This window comes from Kerstersia sp. (assembly GCF_052103615.1).
Taxonomy (GTDB): Bacteria; Pseudomonadota; Gammaproteobacteria; order Burkholderiales; family Burkholderiaceae_B; genus Kerstersia.
Map to the genome: position 1 here is coordinate 2,867 of NZ_JBQEKA010000037.1, position 14,864 is coordinate 17,730.

The window sequence follows — 14,864 nt, forward strand, 5'->3', positions numbered from 1 at the left end:
TGTAAAAGTAGGATCGTATAGCTGTCGGTAAGCGCAGGTAGGTTGTCCTCTAGCCTTTCCTTGTCCGCTTTGAGGCGGTCGTCGATATAGTAGATTTGACCAAGAGCGAGGCGTGCCGACCGAGAGTGATGGTTGGCTAAAGAAACTGAGTTATGAGGCTTTGCAGCGGCTTCGATGTGACGCGAAATGCTGGGGAGTATCTCGCTTCGAACCAGAATCTTAAGGTCAAAGAAATTGAAAAGCCTCTGCCCCAGTGGAAAGAGTGCTAGCACACTAATTATGGTTAGAATCGAACCGATGCAATAAATTAGTACGCCAGGTTCAACTCCAAACATTGGCAGTGCGGTTGCTGTTAGACAAAAAATAGCTGAGAAAATTAATATTCGAGAATATGCGCTACCTACATGCTCTGATGTGAGCAGTTGGATGATATCTCGGCGAAGTCTTGTGTACCCTGAGCTAAGTATGATGCCGATTGTGGCGAAATAGATAGAGAAGATGGCTGTTAATAATTGAGAATAAAGCCTAAGTTGTTCTATCCTGAATTCTGGGTCATACGCGGTGAATTTTGAAAGCCAAGATGTTTTGCCTTCGACTTGGCTCTCGACGAAATTCAGCGTTAACAAAAATAAAATGGCCCAAAACATCCCTCTTATGAAAGTCCATGCAAAGGATGTTAGGGTTCGGATGTTGGCGACAGTTGTGGTGACAGAGACCCTTCTCCTGTAAGCGATACGCTCAGAAAAGAAAGCAATCTTTTTTATCCATGCTCTAAGCTTCCAAAACCAAAGCTTAGAACTCACCCAGACTTTAATTCGGTCATTCAAGGTGTTCACCTCCTTTGGTGTATGGTGTAGTACAAAACCCGGCGACAGCCTATCCTGCACTAGCTTCAATCACCTATATTTTCTTCGTCATGACTAAGCTTTTGGGCTTGCCAAGGCACTACGCGGTTGCACAAATTCTTCGAGGTCAATGTCCCCGTCGATGAACCGTTGAGTCTGTTCTTCATCTGTTGTACGGAGCGAGAATCCCTCCAAACCGACAGAAGCGCGTGCTTAATTAACGGCCGCTACACGCCGGTCACGTTCGGCATCGGGTATCGTTTTACTTAGTTCCGTTTCGTGCGAACCCATCTCCGCCATGGTTGTCTCGCATGCTTTAGGTAACGCTATTTTATAAGGTGTGGGTATTTTTTGGTGTTTTGTCGAGAAAGCAGGCAAAAAGGTTGCACGCAGCAATTGTTTTTGCACCTATCCATAGGTCTTCCCGATTGGCCACGATACGGGCTACTTGATATTGCAGGTATTTCCCAACGGGGTCTTGTCTTTGTGGGTTCTCCACCCAGGTCAGCAGGAACCTCGGGGGCAGGGGTTACGGGCCGATAGCCCTGAATATCTACTCCCAGGCGTAACGTGTGGGCGCTCCTGCCGAGTCAAAGGGGGCCTGTAGGGACGCGGGCTGCAAGCCGAAGAAGACATTAGGCACGGCACGCTCCTAACTCTTTTGGTGTTCATGCTCCCTGCCAGTGCATTGATTGGGCTTGTTTCGCATCATCCGGTTCTCGACTGCGTGATGGTTTGCCGCTGTAAAGGGTCTTGATGCAGTAGAGCGTGTGCCTGGTTAGCCCGGATTGGCCTTGAATTGAGTAGTCATCGCCGTGCATTCAGGCCCATGGGCCTGATCCCTATAACAGTTTGAGCGGCTGTGTTCACGCCGCAGCTGGCCTAGGCGATAAGTGCTTTCCACGTGACAAGGGAGTCTTGGCAAGTGCCACCATGCAGGTGCTGCCGAACTCATTGCGCAGCATCACTGTCTAGAAACAGTTGCTAAGCAAGGGTACACGTTTTGAGGAAATCCCTAGTGCTAGGGAAAGACTAAAAATCGCGCTAGATGTTTGTGAACACTAGGGATTTTTAAGTGGTGCCCGGGGCCGGAATCGAACCGGCACGCCTTGCGGCGGGGGATTTTGAGTCCCCTGCGTCTACCAATTTCACCACCCGGGCAGGCTGGTCGCGAACACATGAATTGTGCTGCGGGAGATGCGAAGACGATAATTATATGTGGTTTATGGCAGATTGACCACGGTTGCGTGGAAACTTACAGGCTTTTCGTTATGTTTGTGATGTTCCCAAACGCCAGCCACGCTTGGAAATCCCGTAGCGTTCGCGGGGCAATCCGGCAGCCTGCCCCGCCTGGCGGCAGGAAGGGGCTGCCGCCAGGCGGGCTGTTTACTTCTTTTCGGGCAGGAACCAGTTCAGTAGCAGCGCGCTGATGCCGCCAGTGGCCACGCCGGATTCCAGGACGTTTTTGATGGCTTGCGGCAGGTGGCTGAGGATTTCCGGGACTTGCGAGACGCCCAGGCCCAGCGCCAGCGAGACGGCGATGATGAGCAGGGCGCGGCGGTCGAGGTCTATGCCGGCCAGGATGTTGATGCCGGAGGCGGCAACAGCGCCGAACATGACCATGGCGGCGCCGCCCAGTACGGGTTCCGGGACAGCTTGCAGGACGCCCGCGACGCTGGGGAAGAGGCCCAGGACGATGAGCATGCCGGCGATCCAGATGCCGATGTGGCGGCTGGCGATGCCGGTGAGCTGGATGACGCCGTTGTTTTGCGCGAAGACGGAGCTGGGGAAGGTGTTGAAGACGCCCGCCAGCAGGGAGTTGGCGCCGTTGACGAGGACGCCGCCTTTGATGCGTTGCATCCATACCGGCCCGTCCACCGGTTCCCGCGAGACTTTGCTGGTGGCGGTGATGTCGCCAATGGCTTCGAGCGAGGTGACGAGGTAGATGATGAGCATGGGCACGAAGAGCGACCAGGAAAAGCCCAGGCCGAAGTGCAGCGGGGTGGGGATCTGGAAGAGCGCGGCTTCGCGGGCGCCGGTGAAGTCCAGGCGGCCCATCCAGCCTGCCACGATGTAGCCCAGGAGCAGCGCCAGGACGAGGGCTGCGCTGCGCACCCAGACGACGGGCACGCGGTTGAGCACGATGATGGTGCCCAGGACCAGGCCGGAGAGGATCAGGTTTTCACCGTTGGCGAAGGTGCCTTGCTGCATGGCGCTAAAGCCGCCGCCCATGCTGATGAGGCCGACTTTGATGAGGGTCAGGCCGATGAGCAGGACGACGATGCCGGTGACCAGCGGCGTGATGAGCCGTTTGATGAAGGGCAGGATGCGCGATACGCCCATCTCGATGAAGGATCCGGCAATGACCACCCCGAAGATGGCCGCCATGACGGCTTCCACTGGCGTGCCCTGTTTGACCATGACGCTGCCGCCAGCGATCAGCGGGCCGACGAAGTTGAAGCTGGTGCCCTGGACGATCAGCAGCCCGGCGCCCAGCGGGCCGAAGCGGCGGCATTGCAGCCAGGTGGCGATGCCGGAGATGACCAGCGACATGGAGACGATGAGTGTCGTGTCGCGGCTGGAGACGCCCAGCGCTTGGCAGATCAGCAGGCCAGGGGTGACGATGGGCACCAGAATGGCCAGCAGGTGTTGCAGGGCGGCAATGAAGGCGACTGGCGGGGCGGGGCGGTCGTCAGGGCCATAGATCAGGTCCTGGCGCGGCGCTTCGGCGGGCGCGGCAGTTTGGGGCAGTGGGGCGGTTTGCATGACGGGAAAGCCGGTCAAAGCGCAGCATTTTAACGGGCTGGACGGGTTTGGGGCTGTTTGCGGCGGCGCTAGCCCTTGAAATCGCTGTCTGAGTCCCCATAGATAAAGAATTCCGGTGCGGGTTGAGTCAGTGCCCGGCCGTTCTCTATCCATTTTCAAGTGTCAGAAAGTACGATGAGCCAAAACGCGACGTCTTCCTCCCCCGAAACTCTGGGTTTCCAGGCCGAGGTGAAGCAGCTGCTGCACCTGATGATTCATTCCTTGTATAGCAACAAGGAGATTTTCCTGCGTGAGCTGGTGTCCAATGCGTCCGATGCCTGCGATAAGCTGCGCTTCGAGGCGATTGACCATCCTGAGCTGCAGGAAGGCGGCGCCGAGCTGGAAATCCGCGTCGATTTCGACAAAGAAGCCCGCACGGTCACGATTTCCGATAACGGTATCGGTATGTCGCGTGACGAGGTGATTGCCAATCTGGGGACGATTGCCCGTTCCGGCACCAAGGAATTTTTCTCGCAGCTGACTGGCGATAAGCAGAAAGATGCGCAGCTGATCGGCCAGTTCGGCGTGGGTTTCTATTCTTCTTTCATCGTCGCCAGCAATGTGGTGGTGACCACGCGCCGCGCCGGTTTGGCCGCGGATCAGGCCGTGCGTTGGGAATCCGCCGGGGAAGGCGAATTCACCGTGACGGCAGCCGAGAAGGCCGGCCGCGGAACGGAGATTGTGCTGCATCTGCGTGAAGGCGAAGAAGAGTTCGCCGACGGCTGGCGCCTGCGCAGTATTCTGCGCCGTTATTCCGACCATATTTCCCTGCCCATCCTGATGCGCAAGGAAAAGTGGGACGAGGAAAAGAACGAGCAGATCAAGGAAGACGAGTGGGAAAGCGTGAACCAGGCCAGCGCCTTGTGGACGCGCAGCAAATCGGAAATTACCGAGGAGCAGTACCGCGAGTTTTACAAGCATGTGTCGCATGATTTCGAGGATCCGCTGGCCTGGACCCACAATCGCGTGGAAGGCCGCAGCGAATATACCCAGCTGCTGTATGTGCCGCGCCATGCGCCCTTCGATATGTGGGACCGTGATAGCCGCCATGGGCTGAAGCTGTATGTGCGCCGTGTGTTCATCATGGAGGACGCCGAGCAGCTGTTGCCTTCGTATCTGCGCTTCGTGCGCGGGGTGATCGACTCTGCCGATCTGCCGCTGAATGTGTCGCGTGAAATCCTGCAGGAAAGCCGCGATGTGAAGGCGATCCGTGACGGTTCCACCAAGCGCATTCTGTCCGTGCTGGAAGACATGGCGGAAAACAAGAAGGACGATTACGCGGTGTTCTGGGAAGCCTTTGGCCAGGTGCTGAAGGAAGGCGCGGGTGAAGACCAGGCCAATCTGACGCGTGTGGCGGGCCTGCTGCGCTTTGCTTCGACGGCAGGCGAGGGCGCGGCGCAGATCGTGTCGCTGGCTGATTATGTGGGCCGCATGAAGGAAGGCCAGGACAAAATCTATTACCTGACGGCGGATAACTACAGCGCTGCGGCCAGCAGTCCGCACCTGGAGCTGTTCCGCAAGAAGGGGATAGAGGTGCTGTTGCTGACGGATCGCATCGACGAGTGGATGCTGTCCTATCTGCGTGAGTTCGAAGGCAAGCAATTGGCGTCCGTGGCCAAGGGCGGCGTGGATCTGGAAAAGCTGGCCGACGAAGAGGAAAAGAAGCACCAGGAAGAAGTGGCCGAAAAGTTCAAGCCGCTGGTCGAGCGTTTGCAAACCGCGCTGGGCGAGAAGGTGAAGTCGGTGCGCGTGACGGCGCGTCTGGTGGATTCTCCTTCCTGCGTTGTGGTCGAGGAAAACGAACTCAGCCCGCATCTGCTGCGCATGCTCAAGGCCGCTGGCCAGGAAGCGCCGGTGATCAAGCCGGTGCTGGAGATCAACCCTGACCACCCGCTGGTGGCGCGTGTGGGCGAGGCCGATGAGGCCACGTTCAATGATTGGGCCGAGTTGCTGCTGGGCCAGGCGCTGTTGGCCGAAGGGGGCCAGCTCAACGACCCGGCCGAGTTCGTCAAGCGGCTCAACCAGTTGTTGTTGGGTTAATGTTGCTGGGTTAATGCAGCTGGACTAATGCAGCGGGATTGGTCCAGCGGAATGATGCGGCTGAATGATGCGCTTGGATTAGGGCCGCTGGTTTCAGCCGCTGGATTCAGGCCAACTGATGGCTGCGCCGCCCAGGCAGCGCAGCCGCTAGGATGGCGGATCGAGCCGCCTGTCAGAGTGTTCTGGCAGGCGGCTTTGTCATGTCTGGGGGGAGCGTGCTGCCCGTGGAGTGGCGGTTTATTGGTGGCCCCGGACCAGGGTCACGGTCCAGATACCCAGCAGCATGAAAATCAGCGAGCCGCAGACATGCAGGGTCAGCATGCCGGCAGACCAGAGCAGCTGGCCGTTGCGCAGCAGGGTCAGCAGTTCGCCGGTAAAGGTGGAGAAAGTGGACAGGCCGCCAGCCAGGCCGGTGATGATGAAAAGCCGCCAGGCGGTGGGCAGTTCGGCGACGAGGCTGGCATAGCCGATGGCGCAGCCGATGATGTAGGCGGCAATGAGGTTGGCCGCCAGGGTGCCCATGGGGATTAGTGGCACCAGGCTGTTGAATAGCACGCTGAGACCAAAGCGCGCCAGTGCGCCTAGGGAGGCGCCGGTGCTGATGGCAATGATGATGGTCAGGGCATTCATGGCGGAGGGCCGGGCAGGAGGGGGTGGCGTTTTGGCGGCGCTCAGGCAGCGTCTGGCGGGTCTGGCAGCGCGAGCCGCAGTGCGCCGCAAGGCGGTGCCTGGACGCGCCAGGCCAGCCAAGCGTCTATTTCCTTTTTAACGCTTTTCCGGGCGTTTTCCCAGCCGGGCGTGGTCTGCGCAGCACCAGGTTTCGCCGCTTTTCAGCAGGGCGTCAGAACGCGGCAGATAGATGTGGCAGTGGGCGCAGCGCACCATGGGTTCGTTGGTGCTGCCTGGCCCCCCCTGGCGCGCGCGCTGCGGGGCGGGGGCGGCTTTGCGTTGAAGCTTATGGCTGGCAAGCAGGCGGGCAAGAATCATTGCGCCAAGAATCAGCAGCAGCCAGAACAGTATTTTTCCCATGGTTTACAGGTTCCCATGCAGGGCGACGTAAAGGGCAAAACCGCCGCCCAGGTAGATCAAGGCAAGAAAGCCGGCGCCGGCCAGTGTCCAGCGCACCGCAACACGGCCGCGCCAGCCCCAGGCGCGGCGGCCGACGAGCAGCATGCCGAAGGTCAGCCAGGCCAGCAGGGTGAAGATGGTTTTCAGGTCCAGCGGCAGCGCCTGGCCGGTCAGGGTGGCGGAAATCAGCGCACCGGAGATGACGGCCAGCGTCAGCGCGCCAAACCCCAGGGCGATCAGGCGGAACAGCAGTTTTTCCTGGATCAGCAGCGGCGGCATGGCATCCAGGGCGCGCGCGAACAGGGCATCGAACCAGTTATTGCCGATGTTGCGCGACGGCGCCTGCAACTGGCGGTCCAGCAAGGTCATGAGCACTGCTTGCAGCGCTGCGATGATGACCAGGCCATAGGAAGCCAGCGCAATCAGCAGATGGGCGCGCAGCCAGGGTTCGCTGGCCGGCAGCACCGGGTAGGTGATGGGGGCGATGATGGGCACGAAAGCGCTGAGCGCCGCGGTCGGGTACAGTAGCAGCTTCAGGCCGTCCAGCGGTTCGCGCAGGCTTTCCAGCCAGAAGATGATCATGCCCAGCCAAAGCGAAGCCGATGCCGCGATGGCCCAGTTGATCTGAAGCGCAGGCCCGGACAGCATGTCCTGCTGCAGGCCCAGGCCGTGCAGCAGCAGCGCCAGCGGCAGGCCGTAGCGAGGTTCGCGCGGTTGCCAGGGTTCGGCCTCGGCGCGCGCCAGCGAGCGCCAGGCATGCAGCCCCAGGCTGGCATACAGCAATGTGGCCGCTACGTGAAATACAATGTCGTAAGGCATAGATGCCATTATGCAGAGACAGGTTGCGGCAGACGCGTCAAATGACAGCGCGCCGGACCAACTAATGAACCGATAAGTGTAAGCGAAACCCCTGCCATGCTCGACAATCTTACCCAGCGCCTTTCGCGCGTGGTCAAAACCCTGCGCGGCGAAGCGCGCCTGACAGAAGCCAATACGCAGGAAATGCTGCGCGAAGTGCGCCTTGCCCTGCTGGAGGCGGACGTCGCCTTGCCGGTGGTCAAGGACTTCGTGGCACGCGTCAAGGAGCGCGCGCTGGGGGCCGATGTGGCCGACAGCCTCAACCCCGGCCAGGCGCTGGTGGGGGTGGTGCACAAAGTCCTGACCGAATTGATGGGCGGCGATCTGGGCGTAGAAGCCGGTGAGCTGTCGCTGGCCGTGCAGCCGCCCGCCGTGATCCTGATGGCGGGTCTGCAAGGGGCCGGTAAAACCACCACAACAGGCAAGCTGGCGCGCTGGCTGTCCGAAGGCGGCCATACCCATGGCGGGCGCAAGACCGGCAAGAAAAAAGTGCTGGTGGTCAGCGCCGACGTTTATCGTCCGGCGGCTATCGAACAGTTGCGCACCGTGGCCGAACAGGTGGGCATTGATTGCTTGCCGTCCGATCCCAGCCAGAAGCCGCTGGATATTGCCCGCAATGCGGTCGATCATGCCCGCCGCCATCATTACGATGTGCTGATTCTCGATACCGCTGGCCGTCTCGGTATTGATGAAGCCATGATGCAGGAAATCAAGGCGCTGCACGCTGCCGTGTCGCCGGTGGAAACCCTGTTTGTCGTCGATGCCATGCAGGGCCAGGATGCGGTCAATACGGCCCAGGCTTTCGGCAATGCGCTGCCGTTGACGGGCGTGGTGCTGACCAAGCTCGATGGCGATGCGCGTGGCGGTGCCGCTCTGTCGGTGCGCCATGTCACCGGCAAGCCGCTGAAATTCGTTGGTGTGTCCGAAAAGCTCGATGGCCTGGAGCCTTTCCACCCCGAACGCATGGCGCAGCGCGTGCTGGGCATGGGCGACATTGTGTCGCTGGTCGAGCAGGCGCAGAAAAATATCGACATTGCTGAAGCGCAGAAGCTGGCTAGCAAGATCAAGTCCGGCGATAAGTTCGACCTGAATGATTTCCGCGAGCAGCTGTTGCAGGTGCGCAAGCTGGGCGATATGGGTTCGCTGCTGGAAAAATTGCCGGCCCAGTTCCAGGCGGCTGCCGGGCAGTTGCAGGGCGGCCAGGCGGAAAAGCAATTGCGCCGCACCGAAGGCATTCTGAACTCCATGACGCCGCAGGAGCGCGCCAAGCCGGAGTTGCTCAAGGCATCGCGCAAACGCCGGATTGCGGCTGGCGCAGGCGTGCCGGTGCAGGAAGTGAACCGCATGCTCAATCAGTTTGAGCAGATGCAGGGCATGATGAAGCAGATGAAAAAGGGCGGCATGGCGAAGATGATGCGCGCCATGGGCGGCCTGAAAGGCCTGGGCCGCCTGGGCGGCGGCGGCTTCCGTTAAAGCGGCCGGGCTGGCGGGGGCGGGAGTGTCCAGGCCGCCCCGGCAATCTCCTGACAGCGGCAACCTTCTGGCAGGTATTCTGGTAAGTAATGAAAAAGGCAGGCTCCCAGGCGCCGGCGGTTGGGGTGGTCTGCGCGAGGCCGCAGCGGCAGGAAGAATCAGCCGCCGCCGACCGCCACCACCAGTTCCACGGTATCGCCTTCGGCCAATTGCGTCTGGCCGTGCAGGCTTTTGGGCACGATCTCGCCGTTGCGTTCCACGGCCACGCGTTTGCCGGTGTGGCCCAGGGCTTCCAGCAGGCCGGTGACGCTCAGCGTGCTATCGAAAACGCGGTCTTCACCGTTCAGTGTGATGTGCATGCTCATTTCCTCCTGAAAATCAGATCCCAGACGCCGTGGCCCAGGCGCAGGCCGCGGGTTTCGAATTTGGTTTGCGGGCGGAAGTCGGGGCGCGGCGCGTAAGTCTCGGCGGTATTGGCCAGCAGCTCGTTGCCGCTCAGCACTTCCAGCATTTGTTCCGCGTAGTTTTCCCAGTCCGTCGCACAGTGAATATAACCGCCAGGCGCAATGCGGCTGGCCAGCAGGGCAATGAACGCCGGCTGGATCAGGCGGCGCTTGTGGTGGCGCTTTTTGGGCCAGGGGTCGGGGAAGTAGATGTGCACGCCGGCCAGGCTGTCCGGGGCGATCATGTCGCGCACGACTTCGACGGCATCATGCTGGATGATGCGCACGTTTTGCAGCTCGGATTCCTCGATGCGCTTGAGCATGGCGCCGACGCCGGCGTTGAAAACTTCCACGCCCAGGAAATTGTCGTCCGGGCGGGCCAGGGCGATGCGTTCGGTGGTTTCACCCATGCCGAAGCCGATTTCCAGCACCATGGGCGCGGCACGGCCGAAGATCGGGGCGAAATCGGCCTGGCGGGGCGCGTAGCTGACGGACCATTTCTCCAGCAGCGTTTCCAGCGCTTCGCGCTGTCCCTGGGTGATATGGCCGCGGCGGTGAACAAAGCTGCGGATGTGGGGGTTCGGGGTTTGCGGGTCTGTCACGGTGGACTCTGTCGTTATGCCGTTCGCGGGAACGGGGTGCAGTAATCGGTGGCAAATCGGGCTGGCGCAGGCAGGCCGGGCGGTATTCAGCCGTTCCTGCTTGTAGCCCTGCCTGTATCTTCGGGGCGCTATTTTAGGCTGTTGCCGCCGACTTTGGCGCTTGGCTGCCTGCAAGCGTGCCAAGCGCAGCCGTCCGCGTGCCGGGCGGCCGCCGGAAAAACCAGCGCGGGCCTGGCTGCGTACGGGGGCGCGCCATTCAGTCCGTTCCTTGCGCCAGGCGGCTCAGCGCGTCGGTATCAACAGTATCACGCTGCTCGGGCAACATGTGTTTCTCGGCATAGTTCCGCCAGATCGGGCTGTGCAGGAAATACAGGTACAGATCCGGGTCCAGGTGCCCCTCGCGGCACATCAAGGCCATGATGTGCAGGGATTCCGATAGGGTTTTGGCAGGTTTGTAGGGGCGGTCCGACGCTGTCAGGGCCTCGAAAATGTCGGCTACGGTCAGGATGCGGTCTGTCAGCGGCAGTTGCCCGGCGGGCAGGCGCCGGGGGTAGCCGCTGCCATCCATTTTTTCATGGTGGTTGGCGGCCATGTCCGGCACACGGGCCAGGGCATGCGGCCACGGCAGCTTCTTGAGCATGAGCAGGGTTTGCACCACATGGTCGTTGATGGCGAAGCGGTCTTCCTCGCTGAGCGTGCCGCGCCGGATGCCAAGGTTGTGCAGTTCCCCCAGGTGCTGTTGCTGGTCGGGCAGCGGCATATCGAAACCCTGGGTATTGGCCGGGTCTCCGGTTTGCACGGCAGGGCGGCGCGCGCCCCAGGGCACGATGTGTTCGTGGCGGTCGGCCAGCAGCGGTTCCGTGGCGGGCAAGGCAGGGGCGCAGGGCCGGCTGCTGGCCAGGCGCTGGGTTTCTTCGGTGGAAAGCCCGAGGCTGTCGTCGAAGTGGCGTTCCCAGGTTTGGGCAGCGATGGCATTCAAGCGGGCAATGGCAGCGTCGGCCAGGTTCTCGCTGCCGTTGTTGCAGCTGGCAACGAAACCGAAGTCGGCCAGCAGGGCCGTTTGCAGCTGGGCCTGCTGGCGGCGCGCCGCAGCCGGGTCGGCGCCATCGAGCTGTGCCTGCAGGCAGGCGATTTCGGCATCGCGCCAGAGCACTTCGAAGCGCATCCGGATTTCATGGATGCGGTTGTAGATGGTTTCGAGCTTGGTGGCTTTGTTGACGATATGTTCCGGGCTGATGATCTTGCCGCAGTCATGCAGCCAGGCCGCCAGATGAAACGCATAGCGCTCCGTGTCGTCCAGGCGGAAGCTGGCGTAGGGGCCGTCGTCTTCAGCCGCCAGCTGGTCGGCCAGCTGGATGGCCAGTTCGGGCACACGATGGCAGTGGCCGCCGGTATAGGGGCTTTTGGCGTCGATGGCGTCGGCCAGCACCTGAATGATGGCGTCAAAGAGCGCTTTCTGCGATTCGATCAGCTGGCGCATTTCAATGGCCACGGCCAGCATGCTCGACAGGCGGTTGGCGAAGGCCATGAATTCCGGGGTGGCGTAGGCCGGGTCATCGGGCTGGGCCAGGATCAGCAGGCCTTGCAGGCCGCCGTCGCGGCTGCGCAATTCAAACCAGCCCTGGCGCGGTTCCGTCGGGTTGGGCGAACCTTCCTGATGGGCGGGGCAGGGGTAGGGGAAGCGGGCTGCCAGCGTGCTTTGATCGCCGCGTGCGGCAATGCGCTCCATGGCTTCTTCTTCCGGTAGCCAGAGATAGGCGGCGCCGCCCTGGCAGCGGGTGGCTGATAGTAGCTTTTCGAGCAATTGCTCCAGCATTGCGCCTATCTGTTTTTCCGTGTTCAGGATGCGGCTGGTTTCCAGCAGGGCTTCCACGGTATCGCTCACGTCATTGACGGCAGCATTCAGCGTATTGATTTCCTGCAGGGAAGACTGCTTGACCGGCAGGCGCTGAAAATCAAAGCGCGAAAGCTGGCGCGTGCGCGCGGTGATGCGTTCGAGGTGGCGCGCGATGAAGGAGCCGCCGCGCCAGCCCAGAAACAGAAAGGGCAGGATCAGCAGGATGGAAATGAGGATCAGGCGCTGCTGGTGGCGTTTCAGGTTATGCAGCAGTTCATCGGTAGGCATGGCCAGCAGCAGTTGCAGCGGCGCTTCGCCCAGCGCGGTGAAAGGAATGGCCAGGCCCAGCCATTCCTTGCCGTCGGCCTGCAGCGCAACGACTTCATCGTGGGTGCCGCTTTGGTAGGTGCGGAGCAGGGCGTCGCGGTTCAGGGCTTCCAGCGGCCGCAAGGACACTGCGGCATCACCGCGGGCGGGCAAGGGCTGGTCTGTTTCTTCGAAGAGCGCCAGCATGTCCTGGTAAAGAATGACCTCGGCTTTTTCATCGACCAGCGCGATTTCCGTGCCGGGCGTCATGCGCAGCCTGTCCATGACATGAATCAGGTCGTCCAGGCCGATATCCATGCCAATGACGGCGTGGCTGTTGGCAGCCCGGCGCGACAGGCTGATGCCCACCTCCCGCGAGGAAAAAAACACATAGGGCTTGGAAATGACGGTAGAGCGGGTTTGCTGGGCCGCGTGGTACCAGTGGCGCAGCCTGGGGTCGAAGAAGTCGCCGGTGAGCAAGCGGCTGCTCAGCGGCTGGCTGTCGGCGTCGTAGTAGTCATAACGGCGCTGCTGGGTGCCGTCGGGGTTAGTCCGTATGGATTGCACCAGAAAGGCGGCGCCATCCTGGGCCTTGAAATGCTGGCGCAGAAAAGGGGTGTTGAGCGGGCGGACCAGCAGGAAGTCGCCGTCGTCATAGGCGACATAAATGGCGGTGATCAGGGGCGCAGCCAGCAAAGAGGCAATCAGCACATCTACCCGGGATAGCCGGCCCGCTTCGGAGCGGGCCGAGAGCAGCGGGTCGAACGTCAGGGTGCGCAGCAACGCGGACGCCGGTGCGGTCGTGCGCAGCGCGCGTTCATTGATGAGCTGGCCGGTTTCGCGCGCGGAACGCCAGGCCGCGTCCAGCAGGATCTGCCGGGTGCCCAGCCACCCAGCCGCTACCAGCACGGCAGCCATGAGAGCCATGGCGCTGACGATGATGCCTATCGTCGCATAACGGATGGGAAAGCCTTCGCGCGGTTTGGAGAACATGAGCCGTATGCTCCGACGGTGGCTGAGCCCGCAGCTCGGGGTCAGGCAGGCTGCGGGCGGTGCATGCACCGTCTATTAATGCTAATTCTGGGATTGTCCGCATCATACGATCAATTTGTCCTGGCGCTGCGGGTGTCTGCCGGGCGCATTCACCGGCATCGTGTTGCAAGCGGGCGCAGGCGCTGCTGCGGTAATGGCTTGAAATCCTGGGCACCGTATAATCTCAGGCTGATAAAGTTTGTTTCCGGTAATGGTGTCTGGCGGCGAAGCCTGCGGGATGCTCCCGGATGTGTGTTGTCCGCACGAGCCGGCCATGTCCGCCCGTGCTTCCCTTTCCAGGATGAACCTTGAGCCTGTCCGAGCTGCTTGCCCCTGTCGCCGATGATATGAAGTCGGTGGATGCCGTGATCCGGGCCCGGCTGAATTCCGATGTGGTGCTGATCCGTACCATTGCCGATTACATTATCAGTGCCGGCGGCAAGCGCATGCGGCCTGCGATGCTGCTGATGGTGGCGCGCGCGCTGGGCTACGAAGGCACGAACCACCATTTGCTGGCCGCTGTGGTGGAATTCATCCATACGGCCACCCTGCTGCATGATGATGTGGTCGATGAATCCGACCTGCGCCGCGGCCGCGATACGGCCAATGCCGTATTCGGCAATGCAGCCAGCGTGCTGGTGGGCGATTACCTTTACAGCCGTTCCTTCGAGATGATGGTGGCTGGCGGTTCCATGCGCACCATGTCCATCCTGTCGGGCGCCACGACAGTCATCGCCGAAGGCGAAGTGCTGCAACTGCTCAACGTGCATGACCCCGATGTGTCGGAAGAGCGCTATTTGCAGGTCGTGCGCTACAAAACCGCCAAGCTGTTCGAGGCGGCGACCCAGGTCGGCGCGGTGCTGGCTGGCGCTACGCCGGAGCAGGAAGAAGCCGCCGCGGCGTATGGCCGCCATATCGGCACGGCATTTCAGCTGATCGACGATGTGCTGGATTACGGCGGCGATGTGCAGGCGCTGGGCAAGAACGTCGGGGATGACCTGCGTGAAGGCAAGCCGACGCTGCCGCTGATTCGCGTCATGGAAGTGGGCACGGCTGAGCAAAGCCAGCTGGTGCGCAGCGCCATTGAAACCGGTGAAGGCGATTTTGCCGCGGTGGCCGAGGCGATTCACGCCACGGACGCTTTGCAGCATACGCGCCGCGCGGCGGATGCCGAAGCCCGCATTGCACGGGATGCGCTGGCGCAACTGCCGGATACGCCGTTCCGGGATTCGCTGCTGGCCTTTTGCGACTTTGCGGTGACGCGTAAAAGTTAAGCCCCGAAGTTGACAGCCGTAAAAATTCGATTTATAGTTGATTTCTTTCCGGGGTGTAGCTCAGCCTGGTAGAGTACTGCGTTCGGGACGCAGGAGTCGGAGGTTCGAATCCTCTCACCCCGACCACCTATCTTATCGGTAGGTCTGGTCACTCGGAAGAAATACAGAAACCACCCATGCTTGGCCTCGGTGGTTTTTTGTTGTCTGCGCGGTTTGCCTGTTTTGCTTGGCTGCCAGGCCCGAGGTCTGGCGGTTGCGGCCCGGGCCCGTGCTTGCCGCGC

At 61.1% G+C, this 14,864-nt stretch carries 11 protein-coding genes, 2 tRNA genes and 1 pseudogene; 4 read left to right on the forward strand and 10 right to left on the reverse strand.

Annotated features, from left to right (window positions below; translation table 11 throughout):
- From ACTJGZ_RS09510 to ACTJGZ_RS09525, 4 genes and pseudogenes are all read right to left on the reverse strand, one after another.
- On the reverse strand, nt 1-827 hold an 827-nt coding region (locus ACTJGZ_RS09510), incomplete at its 3' end, for a hypothetical protein (RefSeq protein ID WP_441662688.1).
- Between the two features lie 93 nt (nt 828-920).
- Nucleotides 921-1,046, reverse strand: a pseudogene (locus tag ACTJGZ_RS09515) (antitoxin VbhA family protein); the annotation flags it as partial.
- Nucleotides 1,047-1,921: 875 nt separating this feature from the next.
- Nucleotides 1,922-2,006: transfer RNA gene (locus ACTJGZ_RS09520), tRNA-Leu, on the reverse strand.
- A gap of 225 nt (nt 2,007-2,231) precedes the next feature.
- A complete protein-coding gene (locus ACTJGZ_RS09525; RefSeq protein WP_441662689.1) occupies nt 2,232-3,611 on the reverse strand; it encodes a uracil-xanthine permease family protein in 1,380 nt (459 codons plus the stop codon).
- Nucleotides 3,612-3,785: 174 nt separating this feature from the next.
- Between ACTJGZ_RS09525 and htpG the strand changes: the two genes are divergently transcribed.
- Entirely contained in the window at nt 3,786-5,690 is a 1,905-nt protein-coding gene (gene htpG, locus ACTJGZ_RS09530) for a molecular chaperone HtpG (RefSeq protein ID WP_441662690.1), read from the forward strand.
- Between the two features lie 237 nt (nt 5,691-5,927).
- Here the strand turns inward: htpG and crcB are convergent, their stop codons facing one another.
- From crcB to ACTJGZ_RS09545, 3 genes are all read right to left on the reverse strand, one after another.
- Nucleotides 5,928-6,320 (reverse strand): fluoride efflux transporter CrcB, encoded by a 393-nt coding sequence (crcB, locus tag ACTJGZ_RS09535; protein WP_441662691.1) that lies wholly within the window; start codon nt 6,318-6,320, stop codon nt 5,928-5,930.
- Nucleotides 6,321-6,455: 135 nt separating this feature from the next.
- Entirely contained in the window at nt 6,456-6,719 is a 264-nt protein-coding gene (locus tag ACTJGZ_RS09540) for a PP0621 family protein (RefSeq protein ID WP_441662692.1), read from the reverse strand.
- 3 nt (nt 6,720-6,722) lie between these two features.
- Entirely contained in the window at nt 6,723-7,577 is an 855-nt protein-coding gene (locus ACTJGZ_RS09545) for a cytochrome C assembly family protein (RefSeq protein WP_441662693.1), read from the reverse strand.
- Nucleotides 7,578-7,673: 96 nt separating this feature from the next.
- On the opposite strand from ACTJGZ_RS09545, the gene ffh reads away from it, so the two are divergent.
- A complete protein-coding gene (gene ffh / locus ACTJGZ_RS09550) occupies nt 7,674-9,089 on the forward strand; it encodes a signal recognition particle protein (RefSeq protein WP_441662694.1) in 1,416 nt (471 codons plus the stop codon).
- A 158-nt stretch (nt 9,090-9,247) separates the two neighbouring features.
- Here the strand turns inward: ffh and thiS are convergent, their stop codons facing one another.
- The 3 genes from thiS to ACTJGZ_RS09565 all read right to left on the reverse strand — a co-directional run bounded on the left by thiS (nt 9,248) and on the right by ACTJGZ_RS09565 (nt 13,270).
- On the reverse strand, nt 9,248-9,448 hold the full coding sequence (gene thiS, locus ACTJGZ_RS09555) for a sulfur carrier protein ThiS (protein ID WP_441662695.1): 201 nt from the start codon (nt 9,446-9,448) through the stop codon (nt 9,248-9,250).
- A 2-nt stretch (nt 9,449-9,450) separates the two neighbouring features.
- A complete protein-coding gene (gene trmB, locus ACTJGZ_RS09560; RefSeq protein WP_441662696.1) occupies nt 9,451-10,134 on the reverse strand; it encodes a tRNA (guanosine(46)-N7)-methyltransferase TrmB in 684 nt (227 codons plus the stop codon).
- Nucleotides 10,135-10,390: 256 nt separating this feature from the next.
- Nucleotides 10,391-13,270 (reverse strand): HD domain-containing phosphohydrolase, encoded by a 2,880-nt coding sequence (locus ACTJGZ_RS09565; RefSeq protein ID WP_441662697.1) that lies wholly within the window; start codon nt 13,268-13,270, stop codon nt 10,391-10,393.
- A gap of 347 nt (nt 13,271-13,617) precedes the next feature.
- Here ACTJGZ_RS09565 and ispB point away from each other — a divergent pair, with 347 nt between their 5' ends.
- Entirely contained in the window at nt 13,618-14,583 is a 966-nt protein-coding gene (gene ispB / locus ACTJGZ_RS09570) for an octaprenyl diphosphate synthase (protein WP_441662698.1), read from the forward strand.
- 49 nt (nt 14,584-14,632) lie between these two features.
- Nucleotides 14,633-14,709, forward strand: a tRNA-Pro gene (locus ACTJGZ_RS09575).
- Nucleotides 14,710-14,864: the final 155 nt, after the last annotated feature.

What these genes read in the sequence shown, in the direction of transcription:
- thiS (WP_441662695.1), bottom strand. Translation starts at nt 9,448, where the DNA reads ATGCACATCACACTGAACGGTGAAGACCGCGTTTTCGATAGCACGCTG.
- ACTJGZ_RS09565 (WP_441662697.1), bottom strand. Translation starts at nt 13,270, where the DNA reads ATGTTCTCCAAACCGCGCGAAGGCTTTCCCATCCGTTATGCGACGATA.
- htpG (WP_441662690.1), top strand. Translation starts at nt 3,786, where the DNA reads ATGAGCCAAAACGCGACGTCTTCCTCCCCCGAAACTCTGGGTTTCCAG.
- ffh (WP_441662694.1), top strand. Translation starts at nt 7,674, where the DNA reads ATGCTCGACAATCTTACCCAGCGCCTTTCGCGCGTGGTCAAAACCCTG.
- crcB (WP_441662691.1), bottom strand. Translation starts at nt 6,320, where the DNA reads ATGAATGCCCTGACCATCATCATTGCCATCAGCACCGGCGCCTCCCTA.
- ACTJGZ_RS09540 (WP_441662692.1), bottom strand. Translation starts at nt 6,719, where the DNA reads ATGGGAAAAATACTGTTCTGGCTGCTGCTGATTCTTGGCGCAATGATT.
- ACTJGZ_RS09545 (WP_441662693.1), bottom strand. Translation starts at nt 7,577, where the DNA reads ATGCCTTACGACATTGTATTTCACGTAGCGGCCACATTGCTGTATGCC.
- ACTJGZ_RS09525 (WP_441662689.1), bottom strand. Translation starts at nt 3,611, where the DNA reads ATGCAAACCGCCCCACTGCCCCAAACTGCCGCGCCCGCCGAAGCGCCG.